Origin of the sequence: Arthrobacter sp. RT-1, assembly GCF_003367205.1 — a bacterium.
Taxonomy (GTDB): domain Bacteria; phylum Actinomycetota; class Actinomycetes; order Actinomycetales; family Micrococcaceae; genus Arthrobacter.
The window spans coordinates 172,471-196,269 of sequence record NZ_QRGQ01000024.1; the positions used below are offsets into that span (position 1 = coordinate 172,471).

Here is a 23,799-nt window from a genome sequence, read left to right on the forward strand (position 1 = left end):
GCTGTTACCAGATGCTGACGCGCTCCGCCGGCGGCATCCACATGCCGTCCTCTTCGCTGACCTCAAACGCCTCGTGGAAGGCGTCCAGGTTCTTCACGATGGCGTTCGTCCGAAACTCGTTGGGGGAGTGGGGGTCCGTGGCAAGCCTGCGGATTGCCTCTTCCTGCCGGATGACCTGGCGCCAGCCGGCGGCCCACGAAGCAAAGAAGCGCTGCTGCCCGGTGAGCCCGTCCAGGACCTCGGGTTCCTGGCCGTCCAGGCTGATCTGGTAGGCCTTGTACGCGATTGCCAACCCGGCCAGGTCGCCGATGTTCTCGCCGAGCGTGAGCCGCCCGTTGACGTGGTGGTCCGGCGCCGCGGTGGGTGCCAGCGCATCGAACTGGGCCACCAGCTTCGCGGTGAGCTGCTCGAACGCCTGGCGGTCCTCCTCCGTCCACCAGTTCCGCAGCGTGCCCCCGCCGTCGAACTGGGAGCCCTGGTCGTCGAAGCCGTGGCCGATCTCATGGCCAATCACGGCGCCGATGCCGCCGTAGTTCACGGCGTCATCGGCGTCCGCCGTGAAGAACGGGGGCTGCAGGATGGCTGCCGGGAACACAATCTCGTTCATCATCGGGTGGTAGTAGGCGTTGACCGTCTGCGGGGTCATGAGCCACTTGTTGCGGTCCACCGGCTTGCCCACCTCGTCAAGGTGCCGGTCGACGTCGGCATTATGGGCCCGCTCCACGTTGCCCAGCAGGTCGGCGGGATCAATCTCCACCGCGGAGTAGTCAATCCATTCATCGGGGAAGCCGATCTTCGCCCGGAACCCCTCAAGCTTCCGGAGGGCCTCCGCCTTGGTGTCCTCACCCATCCAGCCCACGTCCGTGATGCTGCGGCGGTAGGCTTCGATGAGGTTGGCCACCAGCGTCTGCATCCGGGCCTTGTGGGTCTCCGGGAAATGCCGGGCGACGTAGATCTGGCCCACGGCTTCGCCCAGGGCTGCCTCCACAACGCCCACCCCGCGCTTCCAGCGGTCCTTGTTCCGGGGCGTCCCGCTGATGGTGGTGCCGTAGAACGCGAAATTAGCGTCCACGAAAGCAGAGGACAGGTAAGGTGCCGCTGCGCTGATGACCCGCATGGCCAGCCACTCCTGCCACGTGGACAACGGCTCGGACTCGATCAGCCCCGCCGCGCCGGCAAAGAAGTCCGGCGTGCTCACCACAATTTCCTGGCGCTTGTCCGGTTCGATGCCGGCGGCGTCGAACCAGGTGGCCAGGTGCGGGAACAGTGAAAATGCTTCCTCAGCCGTTTTCAGGTTGTAGGTCTTCTGCGGATCCCGGAGGGTGACGTTGTCCCAATGGTGCGACGCCAGCTTTGTTTCGAGCCCAACCACCCGTCCGGCCGCGCCTTCCGCATCCGCCACGTCCGCCAACGCGAGCATGGTCTGCACATGCTCCTTGTAGGCGGAGACCATGGGGGCGAACTTTTCTTCCCGGTAGTACGACTCGTCAGGAAGTCCCAGGCCGCCCTGTCCCGTGTACAGCAGGACGCGGTCCGGATTCCCGGCATCCGGGGCAGGGTAGATATAAAAAAGACCGCCCACATCGGAGCGGAACAGCCGGCCGGCCAATGCTATGAGGTCAGCGGTGGACGTGGTGGCGAAAACCTCGGCGAGCCGCTGGCGGATAGGCTCCATGCCTTTGGCTTCCACGGCAGCATCATCCATGAAGCTGTTGTACAGCCCGCCGATCTTCCGCTCGATTCCGCTGGCAGCGTCAGCCTTGGCGGCTGCTTCCTCAATAATGTCGCGGACGGCGATTTCGGAACCGTCCCGCAATGCGGTGAACGTGCCTTCCAGGGGCCGGTCGTCGGGAATTTCCGTGGCCTTAAGCCATGCACCGTTTACGTGCTGGTACAGGTCATCCTGCGGCCGGACCGTGTGATCAATGGTGGACAGGTCGATCCCCGAAATGGGCACTGAAACTCCTTTTTGCTGAAGGCCGCGGCCGGTTGGAACACCGGAAGGGTCTGCATGGTGGACTTTACGGACGGTAGTGCCCTTTCATCTTACGCACGCGTGTTACCCTCAAATGGTGCGTGCAGAGCTCCTTCTCCTTAGCTGCCGCGGCGAGGCCTCAGACGCGATCTAGCGCAAGGCCCACCCTCGCTGCGGAGTTTGTGTTGCCCGGCCACCCTTTCAATGAAGATCTCCAGAAAAGGCCCCCAGTAATGCGAAACGCACAAAAGCCCTCAGGAATGCCTGCCCACCGGTACACGCCGTTCCAGGACCAGATCAAAGTCGAACTGCCGGACCGCACCTGGCCGGACAAGATCATTACCAAAGCTCCCCGCTGGTGTGCTGTGGACCTGCGGGACGGCAACCAGGCACTGATCGACCCCATGAGCCCGGCCCGCAAGATGAAGATGTTCGATCTGCTGGTCCGCATGGGCTACAAGGAGATCGAGGTCGGATTCCCGTCCGCGTCACAGACCGACTTCGACTTCGTCCGCCAGCTCATCGAGGGCAACCACATCCCGGATGACGTCACCATCCAGGTCCTCACGCAGGCCCGCGAACACCTGATCGAGCGGACCTACGAATCCCTGGTCGGGGCCAAGCAGGCCATCGTCCACCTCTATAACTCCACCTCCGTCCTGCAGCGCCGCGTCGTCTTCAACCAGGACGAGGACGGAATCCTGGACATCGCCCTGCAGGGCGCGCGGCTGTGCAAGAAGTACGAGGAAACCCTCGCGGACACGCACGTCACCTACGAATACTCCCCGGAGTCCTTCACCGGAACGGAACTGGAGTATGCCGTCCGCGTGTGCAACGCCGTCGCCGACGTGTTTGAGGCTTCCGCCGACCGGCAGGTCATCATCAACCTGCCCGCCACTGTTGAGATGGCCACCCCCAATGTTTACGCCGATTCCATCGAATGGATGAGCCGGCACCTGCACCCGCGCGAAGGGATCATCCTCTCCCTGCACCCGCACAATGACCGCGGCACGGGCGTGGCTGCCGCCGAACTCGGCTACATGGCCGGTGCCGACAGGATCGAAGGCTGCCTCTTCGGCAACGGTGAGCGGACCGGCAACGTGGACCTGGTCACCCTGGGCCTGAACCTCTTCGTGCAGGGCATCGACCCCATGATCGACTTCTCGAACATCGACGATGTCCGCCGGACCGTCGAATACTGCAACCAGCTGCCCGTCCCCGAGCGTTCCCCGTACGGCGGCGACCTGGTGTTCACCGCCTTCTCCGGTTCCCACCAGGACGCCATCAAGAAGGGTTTCGAGGCCCTGGAGCGTGACGCCGCCGCGGCCGGCAAGGACGTGGCGGACTTCACCTGGCAGGTCCCGTACCTGCCTGTGGACCCCAAGGACCTGGGCCGCAGCTACGAGGCAGTCATCCGGGTCAACTCGCAGTCCGGCAAGGGCGGCGTGGCCTACCTGCTCAAGAACGAACACAGCCTGGACCTGCCGCGCCGCGCCCAGATCGAGTTCTCCGGCGTCATCCAGAAGCGCACGGACACAGTGGGCGGCGAAGTCAGCGGGGCCCAGCTGTGGCAGGTCTTCCAGGACGAATACCTGCCGTCCGGCAAAGCTGACGGGCAGTGGGGCCGCTACTCCCTGGGTGCCGTCAAAACCGAAACGGACGACGACGGCGGAATGACGCTTCACGCGTCCCTCACCGTTGACGGTGCGCAGGTCAGCCGGACGGGCACCGGCAACGGACCCATCGCCGCGCTGCTGAGCATCCTGCGGGAGGACGGCGTGGACGTCCGGGTGCTCGACTACAGCGAGCACGCACTCTCCGAAGGCGGCAACGCGATGGCCGCCGCCTACGTGGAATGTGCCGTGGGGGAGCGGGTCCTGTGGGGTGTGGGCATCGATGCCAACACCAGCATGTCGTCCCTGAAGGCCGTCATCTCCGCTGTTAACCGCGCCATCCGCGACGCACAGTCCTGATGCCCTTCCTGCCGTGCCGCCGGGTCATCCCGGCGGCACGGCAGTGTCCGGCAGCCGCACGCCCGGAGGGGATGGGAAGATAAAAGCGTGGCCCAACAGTCTTTCGCCTCCCGCGCGTACCGGGACGACGCCGTCGTGCTCCGCACCCATAAGCTGGGCGAGGCCGACCGCATCATCACGCTGCTGACCAAGCACCACGGCCAGGTCCGGGCTGTCGCCAAAGGCGTCCGCCGCACGAGCAGCCGGTTCGGTGCGCGGCTGGAACCCTTTATGGTCGCTGACCTTCAGCTGGTGTCCGGCCGCACCCTGGACATTGTCACCCAGGCCGTCGCCAAGGGGGCCTACGGGGGAAGCATCGCCGCTGACTACGGCCGGTACACCGTGGCCGCGGCCATGACCGAGACCGCAGAGAAGCTCACAGACGCGGACGGCGAATCCGGCACTGCGCAGTACAACCTGCTGGTCGGGGCCCTGGCCGCCCTGAGCAGGAATGAGCACGCCGCCGGCCTCATCCTCGATTCCTACCTGCTGCGGGCGCTGGCCACCGGCGGCTGGGCCCCCAGTTTCACCGACTGTGCCCGCTGCGGGCAGCCGGGCCCGCATACAGCGTTCGCAGCGCCGCTCGGCGGCATGGTCTGCAGCGGGTGCCGGCCTCCGGGATCGCCCGCGCCCGCACCCGAAACAGTGGTACTGCTGGCAGCCCTGCTCACGGGCGACTGGCCCACCGCGGACGGATCGCTGCCGGTCCACCGCAAGGAGGCGGCAGGCCTGGTGGCGGCCTACCTGCAATGGCACCTCGAACGAGTTCTCAAATCCCTCAAGCATGTGGAGCGTAGCTGACAGTGGCCCTGGGCAAAAAGACCAACACATCCCGCCGGCGCACCCACCCGGTGGTGGCCCCGTACCCGCATCCGTCCGGCGCCGTGGCGCCAACCATTCCGGCAGAGTTCATCCCGCGGCACGTGGCCATCGTTATGGACGGCAACGGCCGGTGGGCCAACCAGCGCGGACTGCCGCGGATCGAGGGACACAAAGCCGGCGAACCCGCGCTGCTGGACGTCATGGCAGGGGCCATCGAGCTCGGGATTGAGTATGTCAGCGTCTACGCCTTCTCTACCGAGAACTGGCGGCGGTCGCCCGAGGAAGTCCGCTTCCTCATGGGATTTAACAAGGATGTGCTGCGCCGCCAGCGGAACCAGCTCGACGAATGGGGAGTGCGCGTCCGCTGGTCCGGCCGCCGGCCCAAGCTCTGGGGATCAGTTATCCGCGAGTTGGAAGCGGCGGAGGAATTCACCGCCGGCAACAGCACCTGCACGCTGACCATGTGTGTTAATTACGGCGGCCGCGCGGAGATCACGGACGCCGTGTCCGCAATCGCTGCCGAGGTCGCAGCGGGAAGGATCAAGCCAGGGGCCATCACTGAGCGGACCATCCAGAAATATCTCGACGAGCCGGACCTTCCCGACGTGGACCTGTTCCTGCGCAGCTCGGGAGAGCAGCGGCTGTCCAACTTCCTGCTGTGGCAGTCCGCGTATGCAGAGTTCGTGTTCATGGATACCCTGTGGCCTGACGTCGACCGGCGGACCCTGTGGGCTGCCGTTGAAGAGTACGCCCGGCGGGACCGCAGGTACGGCGGCGCCGTGGACGCTGCGAAGCCCGTTGGTGCCGCCGCGGAAAGCCCGGCCACGCCCTAGCTGTCCCTCGTGCGTACGGACGGTATTCCTTATCGCCCGTCGGCCGGGTCCTGGTCCCCGTAGGCTTTGAGCCAGCGGGCCAGGCGGGCATACGCGTCGGCACGGACTGCGGCGGGGGAGAGGAACACGTCGTGCAGGGCGCCGTCGATCCGCTCTACGGTAACGGTGCGGCCAAGGGTAAGCGCCCGTGCGCCAATGACATGCACATCAAGCACGGCGTCGGTCCGCCGCATCTCCTCGGACCAGAAAAGTCCGTTCGCGCTTCCGCGGGACAGCAGGACCAGTATGGGCACCTCGATATCAAGGCCGCGGGCCACGCGGGCATGGCCCGCCAGCACCGCGCTCAGCCACCCGGCCCGCACGGGAAAGGCCATAGGCGGGCGGTACCGTTCATCCAGGGCCCACTCCCCGTCAGCGGCGCTGCTGATAGTGCGCCAGTAGAAGCCCCGCTCCGGCAGCCGGAGCACAGCCTCGGGACGGAACCGGGCTACGGGTCCCACCATGCCGGAAGCCGCCAGCCGCACCAGGGTGCTCCCGTGCATCTCCAGCCATGGGCTGTTGAGGATCAGCTGTGACACCGCGTCCGGGTGTTTGCTGGCCCACAGGACCGCCACCAGTCCGCCGGTGGAATGCCCCATCAGTGTCAATGGCCCCGGTCCGCCCTCCCCGCTGATAAGCCGGCACGCCACGTCAATTTCCGCGTCGTAGTCCGCGAGGTTTGCAACGTACCCGCCCGGGTCTTCAGGGCGCAGGCTCCGGCCGTGGTTGTGCATGTCCAGTGCATAGAAGTCATAGCCTGCGCCGGACCAGAAGCGCGCCAGGTCCACATTGAAGAAGTAGTCGCTCCAACCGTGCAGGAAAAGGACTGCCCTGCGGGCCTGCCGGGCCGAACCTGAGTGGTTCGCCGGGCGGAACCGGACCAGCGTCGCAGTCCGCTCCACGCCGTCGTCCCCGGCGGCCACAAAGGCGCGGGACTCGAACTCCTCACCCAGGATGTCCGGCTGCCACTCCATGGCTTCATGCTAATCCGGCAAAGCATTTGGTCTGTACCATTTTGGTCTGAGACGCCGGAGACGGAAGACTGGTGGCATGCGCGTTTATCCCACTTTCTTCAGGCTGGCCTTTTCATGGATGGACGCCGAGCGCGCCCACACAATCGGGTTCAAAGGCATCCGGTTTGCGCATGCCTCCGGCGCCGGCAAGGTCCTCCAGAAGCTCACGGCACCTGCGCCGTCCCTGCAGACCACCGCCTTCGGTGTCACCTTCCCGTCGCCGTTTGGCCTGGCTGCCGGCTTTGACAAGGAAGGGCACGGCATCGAAGCCCTCACCGAGCTGGGCTTCGGCCATGTGGAGGTAGGAACAATCACCGGCCAGGCCCAGACCGGAAACGAAAAGCCGCGGCTCTTCCGCCTGGTCCAGGACCGTGCCGTCATCAACCGGATGGGATTCAACAACGACGGCGCCCACACGGTGGCACCCCGTCTAAAGGCTGCCCGGGCGGCGCTGCAGCGCAGGCACCGCGGGGTTCGCCCCGTGATCGGGGTCAATATCGGCAAGACCAAAGTGGTGGAGCTCGCCGACGCGGTGGACGACTACCTCGTCAGTGCCCGCAGCCTCGCCCCCGCCGCCGACTACCTGGTGGTCAACGTCAGTTCCCCGAACACTCCCGGCCTGCGGTTGCTGCAGGATGTGGAGACCCTGCGGCCCCTGCTCACCGCAGTAGGCGAAGAGGCTGACCGCGCAGCGGGGCGCCATGTGCCGCTGCTGGTGAAGATCGCGCCGGACCTGAGCGACGAGGATATCGACGACGTCGCGCGCCTCGCCCTGGACCTGAAGCTGGACGGCATCATCGCCACCAATACAACAATCGCCAGGGACGGCCTCACATCCCCGGCCGAGCAGGTGGAAAAGTGCGGCGCCGGCGGGCTCTCCGGAGCGCCCCTCAAGCAGCGGTCCCTGGACGTCCTGCGGCGGCTCAAGGAAGCAACCCGCGGCGAACTGACCCTCGTGGCCGTGGGCGGTGTGGAAACAGCACAGGATGTCCAGGAACGGCTCGACGCCGGGGCAACACTCGTCCAGGGCTACACTGCATTCCTCTATGAGGGCCCGTTCTGGGCAGCCCGGATCAACCGCCAGCTTGCGAAAAACCGCCGGTCCTGACCTGGCAGGAGCCGCAGTCTCGTACGGCTCCTTAAACGACTAACCCCGGCGGTTCATACCGCCGGGGTTAGCTCATTGTTGTTGGTGTGGATGGACTCGACGGATCAGGCCGGGTACTGTCCGCGCTTGACCTGGGGCTTGGGCAGACGGAGCTTGCGGAACTGCAGCGAACGCATGGAGCCGTACCACACCGTGCCGCGCTCCACCTCGCCGAACTTTTCGGTCAGCCGCTTGCGGAGTTTGCGGGACAGGATGAAGACGTCGATGAAGACGGCCAGGAACATCACCCAGAATCCGCCCAGGACATAAATCATGAGGTCGCTGGACGCCGGCACCACCAGCGACACCAGGACAAAAACGAGCGCGCCGAACATGAGGTACTCGCCCAGGCTGAATCGGGCGTCCACGAAATCACGGGCGAAGCGCTTCTGGGGGCCCTTGTCACGCAGGGGGAGGAATTTCTCATCACCCGTATCCAGTGCCTGGCGCATCTTTTGCCGCTGGTCCTGGATAGCCTGGCGCTCAGCCGCCTTGGACGCCTTGCGGTCCTCCGGCACCAGTGGACGCCTGCGAGCCGCCTCCTGCGCCCGGCGGGTGGGAGTCGGGGCGCCCTTGCCCGTCACGCCGCCTTGCCGCGCTGCCGCTTCCGCCGCCTGCTGGTCTACTGATTCCTGCGCCGAAGGCGCTTCCTTTTTACGTCCGAACACCACAACAGAATACCTTGCGGGTGGGCAGGAAATGCCTGTTGGGCGGCGCTTCCGCTGGAGGCGGATGTGACGGGAGTAATGTTTCCGCCATGACTTCATCGCCGACGGCCACCCCGCACAACTCCAGCGGCCCCACAATCCCGGGCCTTGACGAAAGCTCCTGGACGGCAGACCTCAGGAACTCCATCGACCGCTCCTTCGACAGCACGCTGAGCCGGCTCAAGGAGCTTGTTGCCATCCCGGGCATCGCCTGGCCCAGCTTCGACAGGGCGCCGCTGGAAAGGAGCGCGGAAGCCGTTGCGGAACTGCTCCGCAGTGCAGGCCTGGACGGGGTGCAGATCCTGGCGTGCAACAAAGCGGACGGCACCCCGGGCGGTCCCGCCGTCGTCGCCCGCCGCGCCGCCGCGGCGGGCAAACCTACCATCCTTTTGTACGCCCACCATGACGTCCAGCCCGCAGGGGACGAAACGCTGTGGGAATCGAAGCCCTTCACTGCAGTGGAAAAGGACGGCAGGCTGTACGGACGCGGCGCAGCGGACGACAAAGCCGGCATCATGGCACACGTGGCGGCCTACGCGGCTGTTTCCGAAGTCCTGGGGGATGCGCTTGGCCTGGGCGTCACCTTCTTCTTTGAAGGGGAGGAGGAAGCCGGTTCTCCCACTTTCCGCCCGTTCCTCGAAGCCAACCGTGAGATGCTCCGCGCCGATGTTATTGTCGTTGCCGATTCCAGCAACTGGAAAGTGGGCATACCCGCACTTACCACCAGCCTGCGCGGGCTTGTTGACGGGGTCATTGAGGTCCAGGTGCTGGAGCATGCCGTCCACTCCGGTATGTACGGCGGCCCCGTGCTGGACGCCCCCACCCTGCTTTCCCGCCTGATTGCCACCCTGCACGACCACGAGGGCAACGTCGCCATCGAAGGACTCGTGGCAACGGACAATGCCACAGTGGACCTGCCGGAGGCGGACTACCGCGCCGATGCGTCAGTGCTCGACGGCGTACGCCTGGCAGGGTCAGGCAGCATCGCCTCGCGCCTTTGGACCAAACCGGCGCTGTCCATCATCGGGTTCGACGCCCCGGGCGTCGACGTCGCATCCAACACCCTCCTGCCCCGTGCGCGCGCCAAGTTCAGCCTGCGGCTGGCTCCGGGACAGGTCCCGTCGGAGGCCATGGAGGCGGTGCGCCGGCACCTGGAGGCCAACGCGCCCTTCGGCGCGAAGGTCATATTCACGCCGGGGGAGAGCGGCAACCCGTTCCAGACTGACACGTCCTCGGCGGCTGCCACTGTGGCCATGTGGGCGCTGGGTGAAGCGTGGGGCGTGCCCGCCGTGGAGACGGGGATCGGCGGTTCCATTCCCTTCATCGCCGACCTGCTGGAGCTCTATCCGCACGCACAGATCCTGGTCACGGGCGTGGAGGATCCGGATTCGCGCGCACACAGTGCCAATGAGTCCCTGCACCTTGGCGACTTCCGGAAGGCAATCCTGGCCGAAGCCCTGATGCTGGCCCGCCTTAACAGGGACGGGCTTCAGGGTTCCGGGGCCTGAAAAAACCGTCTGCGGGAACAACCGGTGGCCTTCCATGGTTACGTGAGGAGTTAGAGCTACACGGCTGTCCGACGTAGCATGTAGCTATAGCCCATACCCAATCCGTAGGGGCTGGCACCGCCAAGGCGGAGCCGCCAGGACCCGTCCTAAGAAGGTAGGCCAATGAGCACCGCAACCAATGAGAACAGCACCGAAACCACCAGCGCTGCCGGCGAACTGCCGGTCCACGAGGTCAAGCTGACCGACGTCGCCGCAGGCAAGGTCCGCAGTCTTCTCGAGCAGGAGGGCCGGACGGATCTGCGCCTTCGGGTTGCCGTGCAGCCCGGCGGCTGCTCCGGACTGATCTACCAGCTCTACTTTGACGAGCGGCTCCTCGACGGGGACGCCGTCCGCGACTACGACGGCGTCGAAGTCGTGGTGGATAAGATGAGCGTCCCGTACCTCAGCGGCGCCAGCATCGACTTCGAAGACACCATCTCGAAGCAGGGTTTCACCATCGACAACCCGAACGCCGGCGGCTCCTGCGCCTGTGGAGATTCCTTCCACTAGGCCGGTTATTTCGCCCGATGCCGGCGCCGTGTCTCCTGCCATCAACATTGGCTTGGGGGCACGGCGCCGACATGTGGGCGAAACGCCCGGCGGAGCGGTAAGCTCTACACCGAGTAGTAAAACTTTTAGTGTGCCCGGGGCGCCGATGGCTGCCCGGACAACAGCAACAAGTAGGAAGGGCCGTCTGTGAGTTCGCAGAACCGAACCGGCAGCCGACGCAAAACGATCACAACGATCACAGGCTTGGCTATTGCCGGCGCGTTGGTTTTGACCGGATGTTCGCCAGAGGTAGAGAAAGGGTGGCTGCCCACTGAGCGTGGCACCACCAGCAACACCGACCGCATCATGGACCTCTGGGTCAACTCATGGATTGCCGCCCTGGTCGTGGGCATCATTACCTGGGGCCTGATCGTCTGGTGCCTGGTGGCCTACCGTCGCCGCAAGGGCACCGTCGGGTTCCCGCGGCAGACCAGCTTCAACCTGCCCCTGGAAGTCTTTTACCTGACCATCCCGCTGTTCATGGTCCTGGTGTTCTTCTACTTCACCGACCGCGACCAGCAGGCCATTGATGACCGCTCCCAGCCCGCCGACGTCGTTGTTGACGTCCGCGGTAAGCAGTGGGCCTGGGACTTCAACTACAAGGCCGGCGACGTCATCGAAGAAGACGTCCACGAGGCCGGCGTCCAGGCGCACCTCACCGGAAACACCATTGACAAGGAACAGCTCCCCACCCTGTACCTGCCGGTGAACAAGTCCGTCGACCTGGAACTGAACGCACGCGACGTCATCCACTCCTTCTGGGTTCCCGCCTTCCTCCAGAAGCGCGACATGATCCCGGGCAAGACCAACTACATCCGGTTTACCCCCACTAAAGAGGGCACCTACGACGGCAAGTGCGCCGAACTCTGCGGCGAGTACCACTCCGAAATGCTGTTCCGCGTCAAGGTGGTGTCGGAATCTGAATTCCAGGCCCACATGGACGGGCTGAAGGCAGCCGGCAACACGGGCCTCCTCGGTGTGGAGTACGACCGCAACCCGAACCTGAACGAAATTAAGTAAGGGGAGCGACGTGGCTACGTACACTCAATCCGCACCCACCGGAGTCCTGACGGCTCCCGTGGTTCCCAAATCCAAGGGACGCATCGTCGTCAACTGGATCACCTCCACCGACCACAAAACCATCGGGTACATGTACCTGATCGCATCCTTTGTGTTCTTCTGCCTCGGCGGCGTCATGGCGCTGCTGATCCGTGCCGAACTCTTTGAGCCCGGCATGCAGATCCTGCAGACCAAGGAGCAGTACAACCAGCTGTTCACCATGCACGGCACCGTTATGCTGCTCATGTTCGCAACCCCGCTGTTCGCAGGGTTCGCGAACGTGATCATGCCGCTGCAGATCGGCGCCCCGGACGTCGCCTTCCCGCGCCTGAACGCCCTGGCGTTCTGGTTCTTCCTGTTCGGCTCCAGCATCGCCGTCTCCGGCTTCATCACCCCGCAGGGTGCTGCCTCGTTCGGCTGGTTTGCCTACGCGCCGCTGTCCAACACCACCTTCAGCCCCGGCATCGGTGGCGACCTGTGGGTCTTCGGCCTGGCACTGTCCGGCTTCGGCACCATCCTCGGTGCGGTCAACTTCATCACCACCATCATCTGCATGCGCGCCCCCGGCATGACCATGTGGCGGATGCCGATCTTCACCTGGAACACCCTGGTCACGGCCATCCTGGTCCTCATGGCGTTCCCGCCGCTGGCCGCAGCCCTGTTCGCCCTTGGCGCGGACCGCCGGTTCGGTGCGCACATCTTCGACCCCGAGAACGGCGGCGCTGTCCTGTGGCAGCACCTGTTCTGGTTCTTCGGCCACCCCGAGGTGTACATCATCGCGCTGCCGTTCTTCGGCATTGTGTCCGAGATCTTCCCGGTCTTCAGCCGCAAGCCGATCTTCGGCTACAAGGGCCTGGTCTACGCGACCATCGCCATTGCAGCCCTGTCCGTGACGGTGTGGGCACACCACATGTACGTCACCGGCTCCGTGCTGCTCCCGTTCTTCGCGTTCATGACCATGCTCATCGCGGTACCCACCGGCGTGAAGTTCTTCAACTGGATCGGCACCATGTGGCGCGGATCGCTGACCTTCGAGACTCCCATGCTGTGGAGCATCGGCTTCCTCATCACGTTCCTCTTCGGCGGCCTGACGGGCATCATCCTGGCCTCCCCGCCGCTGGACTTCCACGTCTCCGACTCCTACTTCGTGGTGGCGCACTTCCACTACGTGGTGTTCGGCACCGTGGTGTTCGCGATGTTCGCCGGGTTCTACTTCTGGTGGCCGAAGTGGACCGGCAAGATGCTCAACGAGCGTCTCGGCAAGATCCACTTCTGGCTCCTCTTCCTCGGCTTCCACGGCACGTTCCTCATCCAGCACTGGCTGGGTGTCGAAGGCATGCCCCGCCGGTACGCCGACTACCTCGTGGAGGACAACTTCACCTGGATGAACCAGTTCTCTACCGTGGCGTCCTTCGTCCTGGGTGCTTCACTGATCCCGTTCTTCTGGAACGTGTACATCACCTGGCGCAGCGCCGAAAAGGTGCAGGTGGACGATCCCTGGGGTTTCGGTGCCTCACTCGAGTGGGCCACGTCCTGCCCGCCGCCGCGCCACAACTTCACCTCCCTGCCCCGGATCCGTTCCGAGCGTCCCGCCCTGGACCTGCACCATCCTGAACTCCGCCAGGTCCACACCGTTGAATCCCCGGCTCCTGCAGCCCAGGCGCTGGGTAACGCCGACCAGAAGGACACCGCACAGTGAAAATCGAATCTTGGATCTTTGGAGCCGGAGTCTTCTTCTTTGTCCCGGTAGCACTGGTTTACGGTTTCCTGACCAACTGGGGCGAATGGGTAGGCATCCTGGGCATCCTGCTGGTCGGCGGCCTCGCCGGCATGATCGGCGGATACCTCGGCTTCACCGGCAAGCGCGTCGGCTTGCGTCCCGAGGACCGCAGCGACGCTGAAATCCACGAAGGCGCCGGCGAACAGGGTCACTTCAGCCCCTGGAGCTGGTGGCCGCTGGTGCTTGGCCTCGCCTGCGCAGGCGGGTTCCTTGGCCTGGCCGTCGGCTTCTGGATCGTCTACATCGCGGCCGGTCTGGCTGTTGTAGCCCTCGTCGGCTGGGTCTACGAGTACAGCCGTGGAGACCACGCCCACTAGGCAGCACATAGCAAACAACGACGTCGGGCCCCCACCTAAGGTGGGGGCCCGACGTCGTTGTTGTTTATGCCCGCTCTGTTTTTATCTGAAGCCCAGTTCCGTCTACAGCGCGCCCTGCGACTCTAGGAGAACGGCAAGGCCCCGGAGGGCATCTTCCGCCTTTTCGCGGCTTACAGCCCCGTTCAGGGCGTTCTCGCTGATGCCCAATTCCACCTCGCACCCGTGCTGGAAGTCAGCAGTCATCACGTGAAGCAACGACCGGGCGTCCACGCCGTTGATACCGGCTTTGGCGATCGTCACAGGAAGCCCGGTGTCGGTGACGGCCCGGACAAAGATGGCTGCCGGCCGTGCGTGCAGGCCGACGGAGGCCGTGACCACGGCCTTGTGTGTTGGCAAAGGGGACTCCTTCGTCGTGACGGCCCCATCCGTCGGTAACAGAATTTCCTGACCAAATATAGCGGGCCTGCATCGTCCATTACCAAAGAAGGTATCGGCTGCACGGAGCTGGTCTAGACCTGCCCTACGATTGAAGGGGAAAATCGACGGCAGGGAGACAGACCATGGCGGTTGGCGCTAAGGGAATCAGGGGCGAGATTGACCGTGCCAGCGGCACGGCGATCTATGTCCAGCTGCGGGAGATCCTGCGGAGCTACATCGCTGAGTCCTGCCCGCCGGGTTCTGCGCTGCCCTCCGAGCGGGATCTTGCGGAGCGGTTCGGACTTGCCCGGATGACCGTCCGCCAGGCGATCGACGCACTGGTGGGTGAAGAGGTCATTGAACGGGTGGTGGGGCTGGGCACGTTTGTCCGCCGGCCAAAACTCGACCTTCAGGTAAAGCTGACCTCCTACAGTGAGGAGATGCAGCGCCGCGGCATGGTCCCGGCAGCCAAAGTCCTCAGCTTCGAACAAATCGGCGCCAGCGCCTTCCTCGCGCGTGAACTGCAGCTGGACGAGGGGACGCCGCTGGTGCGCTTCCGCCGGCTGCTGCTCGCTGACGGTGAGCCCATGAGCGTTGATGAAAACTTCATTCCTGCCCACCGGGTGCCCGGGCTCCTGGACGGTGAACCCCCGACGTCGCTGTATAACGTCCTCAGCGAGCAATTCGGGCTGGTGATGGAGTGGGGCGAGGACATGATCGAGGCCACCGCTGCTTCGCCGTCCACCGCCCGGCTGCTTAATGTCGAGGTCGGTTCGCCGTTGCTGAAAATCCAGCGGCACGCCTTCGTTGCCCGCGCGATGGTGGACTATTCGGTGTCCTACTACCGGGCGGACAGGTACAAGCTGTGGGTTCCCCTGCAGCGTCCCGGAGCACGCCGGGCGCGGAACCACTAGACCTGGCAGGAATCCTGGCGGCCCGCCTGCGTCCGTCTGCCTGAAGCCTGCGAACAGGAAAACACAAGAGGCCCGGTCCATCTGGACCGGGCCTCTTGCTGTCTGAACGTGGAGCTTAGTGGGACAGGCTCTTTGCTTCTTCGGGGGCTTCAACCGCTGCATGGCCGTGGCCGTGGGCGGCTTCCAGCTCTGCAGGAGTGGCAGGAGCAACGCGGTCCTCGAAGAACCACTTGGAGAGGAACGCGCGGCGCTTCTCCTTGCTGGTCACCACACCGTGCTCGTTCGGCACGGCCGGAAGCACCTCAGGCGACTCGAATCCCACCAGCTTGTAGCGCTTGTACTCATCAAGAGGTGCGTGGACCTCGATGAATTCGCCGTGGGGGAGACGGACGATGCGGCCGGTTTCGCGGCCGTGGAGTGCAATCTCGCGGTCCTTGCGCTGGAGGGCCAGGGCAACGCGCTTGGTGACGATGAACGCAATGATCGGGCCGATGAAGAACAGGGCGCGCAGCCAGTACGTGACATCGTTCAGGGAGACACCGAAGTGCGTGGCGATGAGGTCGGAACCTGCAGCTGCCCACATCACGCAGTACCAGACGAACCCTGCCATGCCAATCGCCGTACGGGTCGGGGCGTTGCGGGGACGGTCCAGGACGTGGTGCTCGCGGTCGTCCTTGGTGATCCACCGCTCGATCCAGGGGTACATGAACATCACGGTGAAGAGGATGCCGGCAGGCACGAGGGCCGGAAGCAGGACGTTGAAGCTGAAGACGAAGCCGAACCAGTCCTGTTCCACCTGCCAGTTGCCCAAGGTGCCGGGCATCAGGCGCAGGGCGCCGTCAACGAAACCGATGTACCAGTCGGGCTGGGTACCGGCTGACACGGGAGAGGGATCGTACGGGCCGTAGTTCCAGATCGGGTTGATGGTGAAGAAACCGGCCATCAGGGCCAGGACACCGAACACGATGAAGAAGAAGCCACCGGCCTTGGCGGCGTAGACAGGTCCCAGAGGGTAGCCGACAACGTTGTTGTCGTTGCGGCCCGGGCCGGGGTACTGGGTGTGCTTGTGGACGACCACCATGAAGAGGTGCAGCACGATCATCAGCAGGATCAGTGCCGGTACAAGCAGGATGTGCAGCATGTACAGGCGGCCGATGATGGCCGTTCCCGGGAACTCCCCGCCGAACAGGAAGAATGAGATGTACGTTCCGATGACCGGGATGGACTTGATCACGCCGTCGATGATGCGCAGGCCGTTGCCGGAAAGCAGGTCATCGGGGAGGGAGTAGCCGGTGAAGCCGGCAGCCATCGCGAGGATGAGGAGCACGCCACCCACAACCCAGTTCATTTCACGGGGCTTGCGGAACGCTCCGGTGAAGAAGACCCTCAGCATGTGCACGGCGATGGAAGCCACGAACAGCAGCGCCGCCCAGTGGTGGACCTGGCGCATGAAGAGGCCGCCACGGACGTCAAAGGAGATGTCCAGCGACGAGTTGTACGCCACCGACATTTCGACGCCCTTGAGGGGAACGTAGGAGCCGTCGTAATGCGTCTCCGCCATGGACGGATCGAAGAAGAACGTCAGGAACGTGCCCGAAAGGAGCAGGATGACGAAGGAGTACAGTGCCACTTCGCCGAACATGAAGGACCAGTGGTCCGGGAATACCTTGCGGCCGAATTCCCGGAGGATTCCGGAACCGCCAACACGTGCATCGACGAAGTCGGTGAACCGGCCTGTCTTGGTTTTGGCGACGAAAGCGGGCTCAGCTGTTGATGCTGCGCTCATGCATATCACGCTCCCAGTAACTTGGTCCTACGGGTTCTTTGAAGTCGCTGGTGGCGACCAGGTATCCCTCGTCATCAACTGCGATGGGCAGCTGGGGGAGAGGACGGCTGGCGGGGCCGAAGATCACCTTGCACTCCTGCGTGAGGTCAAAGGTGGACTGGTGGCACGGGCACAGCAGGTGGTGCGTCTGCTGCTCGTAAAGAGCGACAGGGCACCCGACGTGGGTGCAGATCTTGGAGTAAGCAACGATTCCGTTGTATCCCCAGTCCTCGCGTCCCGCGGAAGGGTTCAGCGATGCGGGATCAAGGCGCATCAGCAGCACAACTGCCTTGGCCTTCTCGTTGAGCTTGCCCTCGTGGAGTTCGTTCAGGCCTTCGGGAATGACATGGAATGCCGAGCCGATGGTGACGTCCGAGGCCTTGATGGGCGTACCGTCGGGGTCACGGGCGAGACGCTTGAGCTGCCCGTCCTGGGGAGCCCACATGGTGTGGGCAAGCTTGTTGTCCGGACGCGGGCCGAGGTCGCCGAAGATGGCGACCGCCGGAAGCGGTGCGAGTGCAACGGCACCCAGCAGGGTGTTCCGGATCAGCGGACGGCGCTTGATGCCCGTCTCTTCCACGATGTCGTCAACGATGCGGACGGCAGCCTGCCGGTCCTCCTCGTAGCGGATGGCGTGGCGTTCCTCGGAGACTTCGTGGTCCGGCATCAGGGCCTTGGCCCAGTGAACGATGCCGGTGCCGATGCCGAGCATCGCGAAAGCCGTTCCAAGACCCAGGAGCATGTTCTGGATCCGGATGGTGTCAATGGTTGAGTCTCCAGGCCCCAGATCGATGGCGAAGTACGCCACCAGGAAGATCAGGGTTCCAACAACAGAGATGCCAAATAGTAAGGCGACCTGCCGTTCTGCCCGCTTTGCGGCCTTCGGGTCCGTGTCAGCCAGGCGCAAACGGTGCGGGGGAATTCCAGGGTCCTGGAACTTCTCCACCTCATTCTGACCAGCCGTAGCTACGGTGCCCGAGTGGTTCGGACTGCCGTCACTATGGTTGCCCATAATTCGCCTCATCCTTCTCTCGTCCCGGCGGTTGCCGGGTTAGTTTCTAATATCAACCTGCTGACAGGGCAGCAGAAGTTTGTGGTGCGTTGCCGGACGTCAGGACGTACGGGAGGTCAGCCAGATGGTGAAGGCGATGATGACACCCAGGCCGGCAACCCAGACAAACAGGCCTTCTGCGACGGGACCCAGGGAGCCAAGGTCAGCGCCGCCGGGGGAGCCGCTGGTCTCGATCTGCTTCAGGAAGGTGATGATGTCGCGCTTGCCTTCGGGAGTGATGTTGGAATCACTGAAGACGGGCATGTTCTGCGGGCCGGTGACCATGGCCTCGTAGATGTGCTTTCCGGAAGTGTCAGACAGTGCCGGAGCGAACTTGCCGCGGGTCAGTGCACCGCCGGCGGCAGCAGCGTTGTGGCACATGGCGCAGTTGGTGCGGAACAGTTCGCCACCCTCAGCAGCGTTGCCGCCCTCATCCAGCAGGTGTTCCTCAGGGATTGCCGGGCCGGCTCCCAGGGAAGCGACGTAGGCTGCAAGCTGGTGGGTCTGTTCATCGTTGAACTGGACCGGCTTCTCCAGGGCCTGGGGGCCGTTCATCTGCATCGGCATGCGCCCGGTGCCCACCTGGAAGTCAACCGCAGCGGCACCCACGCCCACCAGTGAAGGACCGTCCTGGCTTCCGCTGGCGCCCATACCGTGGCACGTGGCGCAGTTGGCGGCGAAGAGCTTGCCGCCTTCCTCGACGTCGTTTGCGCTGTAGGTAGTGGTGGAAGCCTTGGCCTCGTTGACGGTGGTGGCGACGGCATAGAGCCCACCCGTGAGGAGGAGACCCATCAGGAGCAGCGCTATGGCTGCAAGTGGGTGACGCCGCTTTTGTGAGAGTGCCTTCACGTGGTGGTTCCTTTATTCGTTCCTGCGCCGGCTCCGGGAGCCGCTACCTGAAATTCTGCCTCTTGTAGAAAAAGAATCAAAGCTGGCTACTTGAGTACGTAGATGACCAGGAAGAGGCCGATCCACACAACGTCCACGAAGTGCCAGTAGTACGAGGTGACGATCGCGGACGTTGCCTCGAAGTGACCGAACTTCTTCGCGGCAAATGACCGGCCCATGATGAGCAGGAAGGCGATCAGGCCGCCGATGACGTGGAGGCCGTGGAAGCCCGTTGTCATGTAGAAGGCCGAGCCGTAGGCGTTGGAGGACAGCGATACGTGCTCGGAGACGAGCATTGCGTATTCGGTGGCCTGGCCGGCGACGAAGAACGCGCCCATGAGGAACGTCAGGGTGAACCATTCGTTCATTCCCCACCGGGAGAACTGCAAGGCACCCCCGGTCCGGCGCGGCTGGAGCCGCTCAGCGGCGAAGACGCCCATCTGGCAAGTGAAGGAACTGGCCACGAGGACGATCGTGTTAACGAGCGCAAAGGGGAAGTTGAGCTTGGCTGTCTCGTCCGCCCACATCTGCGCGCTTGTGGAGCGCAGGGTGAAGTACATGGCGAAGAGACCGGCGAAGAACATCAACTCGCTGGACAGCCACACAACGGTTCCAACGGAAACCATATTGGGGCGGTTCAGCGTGGGGTGCGCCGGGGTACTGGGGGCATGGGTCGCAGATGTCACATAGACATTATGTCTGTAAAAGTCCGTGCTGCCCAACGCAAACCGCCTTTTCGGGGGACTTTTTCTACAAAGACGCGAAATCGCCGGGAAAAGTTCCCGCGGCCGTTCATATTGGTCAGTCCCCGCCATCCCTCGATAGCATCAGGAGGTGACTTCACAGGCATCTGCAGCGTCCGGCAACACCTGGCCCCGGTTGATCTCGGCATTGATCAGCGGCAGGGACCTCACGGCGGACAACACCTCCTGGGCGATGGACACCATCATGTCGGGGGAGGCCACGGCTGCACAGATCGCCGGCTTCCTGGTTGCCCTCAGCGCCAAGGGCGAAACGGTGGAGGAACTGTCCGGCCTGGTGGACGCCATGCTTGCCCACGCCAACCCGGTGGCCATTTCCGGTGAGAAGCTCGACATTGTCGGTACGGGCGGCGACCAGCTCAACACGGTGAACATATCCACCATGGCGGCCCTTGTAGCCGCCGGCGCCGGCGCCAAGGTGGTGAAGCACGGCAACCGGGCTGCATCGTCGTCGTCCGGGTCTGCGGACGTGCTGGAGGCGCTGGGCGTCCGCCTCGACCTGTCCATTCCACAGGTTGCACGCAATGCCGAAGAGGCGGGCATCACCTTCTGCTTCGCGCAGGTTTTCCACCCGTCGTTCCGTCACACGGCCGTTCCGAGGCGCGAACTCGCCATTCCCACGGCCTTCAATTTTCTTGGGCCCCTCACCAACCCCGCCAACGTGCAGGCTTCGGCAGTGGGAGTCGCAAATGCGAGGATGGCGCCGCTGGTGGCGGGCGTCCTGGCCCGGCGCGGAAGCCGCGGCCTGGTATTCCGGGGGAATGACGGCCTCGATGAGCTGACCACCACCGGCCCTTCGACCGTGTGGGAAATCCGCAACGGTTCAGTGGGCGAACTGACATTCGATCCCCGGGACTTGGGGATCAGCCTGGCCACGGTGGAACAGCTCCGGGGCGGCGACGCCCAGGCCAACGCTGCCGTGGTCCGCGAAGTGCTTGCGGGCAAGGAGGGACCCGCGAGGGATGCGGTGCTGCTCAATGCCGCGGCCGGCCTGGTGGCTTTTGACCCTGCGGCCGAAGGGCCGTTCCTTGACCGGATGAAGGACGCCTACGGCCGCGCCTCGGCGTCGGTCGACTCCGGAGCTGCCGCAGCCGTGCTGGAGAAGTGGGTCTCGCTTACCAGCTCCTAGGGGTGCCTACTGCTCGAACCCCAGTGAGAATGCTGCGTCCAGGTCGTGCTGCGAGTAGGCCCGGAAGGCGATGTGGGTAGTGGTGTGAACCACGGCGGGGACCTTGGACAGCCTGTCGGCAATGACGTCGGCCAGGTCTTCGTGCCGGGGTACGCGGGCAACGGCGATCAGGTCCCATTCGCCAGTCACTGAATACACCTCGCTGATGCCCTCGATCGCGGAGATCTCCTCTGCTGTCTCGGGAATACGGGCAGCGTCAGTTTTGATCAGAACGAATGCGGTGATCACGTTGAACCCTTCCGGATCTGTTGCGCCGCGGCATTGCCCGGCGAGCGTTTCGGTACTGTCAGCCTATTACACCAGCCATGGCCGCCAGGGCCGCGCCATCCCGGTGCCCGGCCGGGAAGTCACACGGTCCGTCGGCGCCCGATGGCGGCCAGCAACAAACGGTAGCCAAGCAGCAGCACACCCAGGCTGAGCAGCGCCACGATGATGAAGGGGAGCACAACCGTTTGGCCGGTGGCGGCCCGCAGGAGCATCCCGCCCACCAGGCTGCCAAGCCAGACTCCCAGACCTGACCTGCGCACCGAGAACGGGTCCCGCCACGCCCTGGTGGCAAGCCACCCGGCCGCCGCCCCGGCAAGGAATGGCCAGGCAGTGAGCAGGACGCCCGCCACAACATCCCCGCGCTGGTGGGCATCGCGTCCGATGGCGGCAAACAGCAGGATCAGCACGATGTCTGAAACGGCCGCAGCGGTCACCAGGCGGGCGGAGGGCGGCTTCACGGGCAACAGGTTCCGGGAACTCATGCATCCGAGCCTAGCCGCCCGTTCCCGGCCGACGCGATCCGCACTAGGCTCAAGCCGAAAGGAGCAACCAATGCCACGGAAGATCGGGACCTGCCTCTGGTTTGAGAACCAGGCGGAAGAGGCCGCAACGTTCTACATCAGCGTCTTTGACGATTCAAGAATCCTCGACATCTCCCGCTTCGGGGAGGAAGCGCCGGGGCCGGCAGGTGAGGCCATCGCGGTCGACTTCGAACTGGAAGGACGCAGTTTCACCGCGCTGAACGGAGCACGGACGTCCGGATTCACCGAAGCGGTATCCTTCGTGGTGGACTGCGAGGACCAGGCCGCCGTGGACCGGTACTGGGCTGCTTTGACCGACGGCGGCACGGAAAGCCAGTGCGGATGGCTTCGGGACCGGTACGGGGTGTCGTGGCAGATTGTTCCCGCCATCCTCCCCTCGCTGATTGCCGGACCGGATCCCCAGGGTTCGCAGCGGGCGATGCAGGCAATGCTGGGCATGCGGAAACTGGACATCGCCGAACTGCAGAAGGCCTACGACGGTTGAGGCTAACGGGATACCAGCCCGTTCCCGTAGCCGGAATCGCACTTGCCGTCGTGGATCACCCCGTTGCCGGGTGCCACGGCGTAGTTGCTGCCCGGGTTGAACACCGCTGTCCGCACACCGGTAACCTGCACGGCGCACGTCTGGGCGAAGGACATACTCTCTCCTTCGCCGCCGATCCACATGTCGATCCACAGTGAAGCGTCACCGTGTTCTTCAGCTCCGGTATGGCAGGGCCCAAGTTCCGGAGCCGGACCGTCGCCGCACGCGTCCTCCACGATGAAGTACCGGCGTACGTCCGGCAGGTAGATGCGGGTGCCCGCGGGGACATCCAGCACGCTGGTGCCTGTCTCCTTGGAATGCCCGACGGCGATGGTCACCGGATCTTCGTACGTTCCGGTTCCGCCGGCCACCTTGTGCAGGGCAGGGTGGCTGATGATGGCGGAGCCCGCTGGAGTGTTGTCGTACCAGGAATAGGCCGTGATGAAGACGTCGGAGACCACCGTTTCACCCGAGGCCCGCGGTGCGCCTCCGCAGCCGGCAGCGGCCAGGAGCACAAGGCAGAACCCTGACAACGAATAGACACCTCGTCCCATCCGCCCCCTCCAGAACTGCCGGCCGCTCCGCATCCCTCATTAAAGCGCAACTGCCCGTCATCAAGGGGCTTCCGTGAACCCATTCCCCAGCAGCCTGCCGAACTGGCGGGCTTCCTGCTCCACCCCGCTGCAGCTGTGGGACACGCCCTGGTGCTCCGGGTCGCAGGCGGTATCCCTGCTAAGCGACCACATCGACATCCTGCCGATGCCGCGGTCCCTCGCAAAGGCATTGAGGCGCTCAGCATCATCGAGCGTGAACACGTTTTCCTCCAGATCGTTCACGCCAATCATGGGCGTCAGCCCGATCCTGCTCCAGGCCTGTTCGTCACCGTTCAGCTTGCCTGCCTTCCCAAGAAGGTCCACGAGTGTGCGATGAGTTGCTTCTGCGGCCGCTGCCGACGCATCGGACATGCTGAGGCCGGCAGGGAGCGGACCGAAGTTCATGGTCATGATGTTGATTCCCGCCACCTCGACGCCCGCATCGAGCATGCTCTCAACTGAAATTGCGGCGGCGGACGTCAGCCCGTCCCGCGAAACGGGGAGCGTGAGCCAGACCCGCAGTGGCTTGCCCGATGGCTGTTCGGCCTGCAGGCGTGCCATGGCGGTGGCCCGCCTGGCGGCGGCGGCGGGGTCCGAGGCTCCTTGTCCTTCAACGTCCAGGTCAACGACGTCGAGGTTATACCTGGCAATGACCGTGGCGTATGCCCTGGCAAGGGATTCCTCGTCGGAACAGGCAACGGCCAGTTCCGTGCCTTTCTGGCCGCCGAAAGATACCGCAACGTTGTTCCCCGCGCTTCGGTAGGCGTCCAGCTGCGCGTCAAGGTCAAGCTTGTCGCCTGCCAGTTCCAGATCGTAGGACCCGCCCCACGAGGGTTCGCAGGGCCGGGCGGGGTCGGAACTAATGAAGGAAAGGACAGTGGTGGACGGTCCCCCCGCGGGGGCATCCTCGAGGCGGAGTGCCGGAAGGAGCGTGACGTCGAGATAACCCCCGAACCACGGGGAGACCTGTTCGCTAGGATTCACTCCTGCCTCCCCGCTGGTGTCGTCCCCTGGGGCGGATCCACAGGC

The 23,799-nt window shown here is 64.4% G+C and carries 24 protein-coding genes; 12 read left to right on the top strand and 12 right to left on the bottom strand.

Annotated elements, in window-relative coordinates; genetic code table 11:
- Positions 1-4: 4 nt before the first annotated feature.
- Complete coding sequence (locus DXK94_RS16455) at positions 5-1,957, bottom strand: M13 family metallopeptidase (RefSeq protein WP_115525772.1); 1,953 nt, start codon at positions 1,955-1,957, stop codon at positions 5-7.
- A gap of 251 nt (positions 1,958-2,208) precedes the next feature.
- Between DXK94_RS16455 and leuA the strand changes: the two genes are divergently transcribed.
- From leuA to DXK94_RS16470, 3 genes are all read left to right on the top strand, one after another.
- The gene (gene leuA / locus DXK94_RS16460; RefSeq protein WP_079596170.1) at positions 2,209-3,948 is read left to right on the top strand and encodes a 2-isopropylmalate synthase; all 1,740 of its coding nucleotides are present in this window, start codon (positions 2,209-2,211) and stop codon (positions 3,946-3,948) included.
- An 87-nt stretch (positions 3,949-4,035) separates the two neighbouring features.
- Positions 4,036-4,788: a DNA repair protein RecO gene (recO, locus tag DXK94_RS16465; RefSeq protein ID WP_079596169.1), complete on the top strand. Its 753-nt coding sequence runs from the start codon at positions 4,036-4,038 to the stop codon at positions 4,786-4,788.
- A 2-nt stretch (positions 4,789-4,790) separates the two neighbouring features.
- Positions 4,791-5,642, top strand: a complete 852-nt coding sequence (locus DXK94_RS16470) for an isoprenyl transferase (RefSeq protein ID WP_115525773.1) — start codon at positions 4,791-4,793, stop codon at positions 5,640-5,642.
- A gap of 29 nt (positions 5,643-5,671) precedes the next feature.
- On the opposite strand, the gene DXK94_RS16475 is transcribed toward DXK94_RS16470, so the two are convergent.
- Entirely contained in the window at positions 5,672-6,655 is a 984-nt protein-coding gene (locus DXK94_RS16475) for an alpha/beta hydrolase (protein ID WP_115525774.1), read from the bottom strand.
- Between the two features lie 76 nt (positions 6,656-6,731).
- Between DXK94_RS16475 and DXK94_RS16480 the strand changes: the two genes are divergently transcribed.
- On the top strand, positions 6,732-7,802 hold the full coding sequence (locus tag DXK94_RS16480; protein WP_115525775.1) for a quinone-dependent dihydroorotate dehydrogenase: 1,071 nt from the start codon (positions 6,732-6,734) through the stop codon (positions 7,800-7,802).
- Between the two features lie 104 nt (positions 7,803-7,906).
- Here the strand turns inward: DXK94_RS16480 and DXK94_RS16485 are convergent, their stop codons facing one another.
- Positions 7,907-8,509 carry a DUF3043 domain-containing protein gene (locus DXK94_RS16485; RefSeq protein WP_115525848.1) on the bottom strand — a complete coding sequence of 201 codons (603 nt, stop codon included), beginning with the start codon at positions 8,507-8,509 and terminating at the stop codon, positions 7,907-7,909.
- An 89-nt stretch (positions 8,510-8,598) separates the two neighbouring features.
- Here DXK94_RS16485 and DXK94_RS16490 point away from each other — a divergent pair, with 89 nt between their 5' ends.
- The 5 genes from DXK94_RS16490 (at position 8,599) to DXK94_RS16510 (ending at position 13,800) form a co-directional block, all read left to right on the top strand.
- The gene (locus tag DXK94_RS16490) at positions 8,599-10,056 is read left to right on the top strand and encodes a dipeptidase (RefSeq protein ID WP_115525776.1); all 1,458 of its coding nucleotides are present in this window, start codon (positions 8,599-8,601) and stop codon (positions 10,054-10,056) included.
- Between the two features lie 162 nt (positions 10,057-10,218).
- Positions 10,219-10,605, top strand: a complete 387-nt coding sequence (locus DXK94_RS16495) for an iron-sulfur cluster assembly accessory protein (protein ID WP_079596164.1) — start codon at positions 10,219-10,221, stop codon at positions 10,603-10,605.
- A gap of 186 nt (positions 10,606-10,791) precedes the next feature.
- Entirely contained in the window at positions 10,792-11,664 is an 873-nt protein-coding gene (gene coxB / locus DXK94_RS16500) for a cytochrome c oxidase subunit II (RefSeq protein WP_079596163.1), read from the top strand.
- A 10-nt stretch (positions 11,665-11,674) separates the two neighbouring features.
- Positions 11,675-13,402 carry a cytochrome c oxidase subunit I gene (gene ctaD / locus DXK94_RS16505; protein ID WP_115525777.1) on the top strand — a complete coding sequence of 576 codons (1,728 nt, stop codon included), beginning with the start codon at positions 11,675-11,677 and terminating at the stop codon, positions 13,400-13,402.
- Positions 13,399-13,800 (top strand): cytochrome c oxidase subunit 4, encoded by a 402-nt coding sequence (locus DXK94_RS16510; RefSeq protein WP_079596161.1) that lies wholly within the window; start codon positions 13,399-13,401, stop codon positions 13,798-13,800. The genes ctaD and DXK94_RS16510 overlap by 4 nt, the downstream gene beginning before the upstream one ends.
- A gap of 102 nt (positions 13,801-13,902) precedes the next feature.
- Here the strand turns inward: DXK94_RS16510 and DXK94_RS16515 are convergent, their stop codons facing one another.
- Positions 13,903-14,196: an HPr family phosphocarrier protein gene (locus DXK94_RS16515; RefSeq protein WP_079596160.1), complete on the bottom strand. Its 294-nt coding sequence runs from the start codon at positions 14,194-14,196 to the stop codon at positions 13,903-13,905.
- Positions 14,197-14,360: 164 nt separating this feature from the next.
- On the opposite strand from DXK94_RS16515, the gene DXK94_RS16520 reads away from it, so the two are divergent.
- Positions 14,361-15,131: a GntR family transcriptional regulator gene (locus DXK94_RS16520; RefSeq protein ID WP_079596159.1), complete on the top strand. Its 771-nt coding sequence runs from the start codon at positions 14,361-14,363 to the stop codon at positions 15,129-15,131.
- A gap of 115 nt (positions 15,132-15,246) precedes the next feature.
- Here the strand turns inward: DXK94_RS16520 and DXK94_RS16525 are convergent, their stop codons facing one another.
- The 4 genes from DXK94_RS16525 to DXK94_RS16540 all read right to left on the bottom strand — a co-directional run bounded on the left by DXK94_RS16525 (position 15,247) and on the right by DXK94_RS16540 (position 19,617).
- On the bottom strand, positions 15,247-16,917 hold the full coding sequence (locus DXK94_RS16525; protein ID WP_079596158.1) for a cytochrome bc complex cytochrome b subunit: 1,671 nt from the start codon (positions 16,915-16,917) through the stop codon (positions 15,247-15,249).
- Complete coding sequence (locus DXK94_RS16530) at positions 16,895-17,968, bottom strand: ubiquinol-cytochrome c reductase iron-sulfur subunit (protein WP_079596157.1); 1,074 nt, start codon at positions 17,966-17,968, stop codon at positions 16,895-16,897. The genes DXK94_RS16525 and DXK94_RS16530 overlap by 23 nt, the downstream gene beginning before the upstream one ends.
- A gap of 99 nt (positions 17,969-18,067) precedes the next feature.
- Positions 18,068-18,856, bottom strand: coding sequence for a c-type cytochrome (locus tag DXK94_RS16535; RefSeq protein ID WP_079596156.1), 789 nt, complete (start codon positions 18,854-18,856; stop codon positions 18,068-18,070).
- An 86-nt stretch (positions 18,857-18,942) separates the two neighbouring features.
- A complete protein-coding gene (locus tag DXK94_RS16540) occupies positions 18,943-19,617 on the bottom strand; it encodes a heme-copper oxidase subunit III (protein WP_395929682.1) in 675 nt (224 codons plus the stop codon).
- Between the two features lie 112 nt (positions 19,618-19,729).
- Here DXK94_RS16540 and trpD point away from each other — a divergent pair, with 112 nt between their 5' ends.
- A complete protein-coding gene (gene trpD / locus DXK94_RS16545) occupies positions 19,730-20,785 on the top strand; it encodes an anthranilate phosphoribosyltransferase (RefSeq protein WP_079596154.1) in 1,056 nt (351 codons plus the stop codon).
- 6 nt (positions 20,786-20,791) lie between these two features.
- Here trpD and DXK94_RS16550 read toward each other — a convergent pair whose 3' ends face one another.
- Both DXK94_RS16550 and DXK94_RS16555 read right to left on the bottom strand, forming a co-directional pair.
- A complete protein-coding gene (locus tag DXK94_RS16550) occupies positions 20,792-21,073 on the bottom strand; it encodes an Lrp/AsnC family transcriptional regulator (RefSeq protein ID WP_050687163.1) in 282 nt (93 codons plus the stop codon).
- A gap of 119 nt (positions 21,074-21,192) precedes the next feature.
- Positions 21,193-21,594 carry a DUF3054 domain-containing protein gene (locus tag DXK94_RS16555; RefSeq protein WP_079596153.1) on the bottom strand — a complete coding sequence of 134 codons (402 nt, stop codon included), beginning with the start codon at positions 21,592-21,594 and terminating at the stop codon, positions 21,193-21,195.
- Positions 21,595-21,664: 70 nt separating this feature from the next.
- On the opposite strand from DXK94_RS16555, the gene DXK94_RS16560 reads away from it, so the two are divergent.
- Positions 21,665-22,138: a VOC family protein gene (locus DXK94_RS16560; RefSeq protein WP_115525778.1), complete on the top strand. Its 474-nt coding sequence runs from the start codon at positions 21,665-21,667 to the stop codon at positions 22,136-22,138.
- A 2-nt stretch (positions 22,139-22,140) separates the two neighbouring features.
- Here the strand turns inward: DXK94_RS16560 and DXK94_RS16565 are convergent, their stop codons facing one another.
- Entirely contained in the window at positions 22,141-22,731 is a 591-nt protein-coding gene (locus DXK94_RS16565) for a hypothetical protein (RefSeq protein WP_181884857.1), read from the bottom strand.
- A 60-nt stretch (positions 22,732-22,791) separates the two neighbouring features.
- Positions 22,792-23,754: a chitinase gene (locus DXK94_RS16570; protein ID WP_115525779.1), complete on the bottom strand. Its 963-nt coding sequence runs from the start codon at positions 23,752-23,754 to the stop codon at positions 22,792-22,794.
- Between the last annotated feature and the right edge of the window lie 45 nt (positions 23,755-23,799).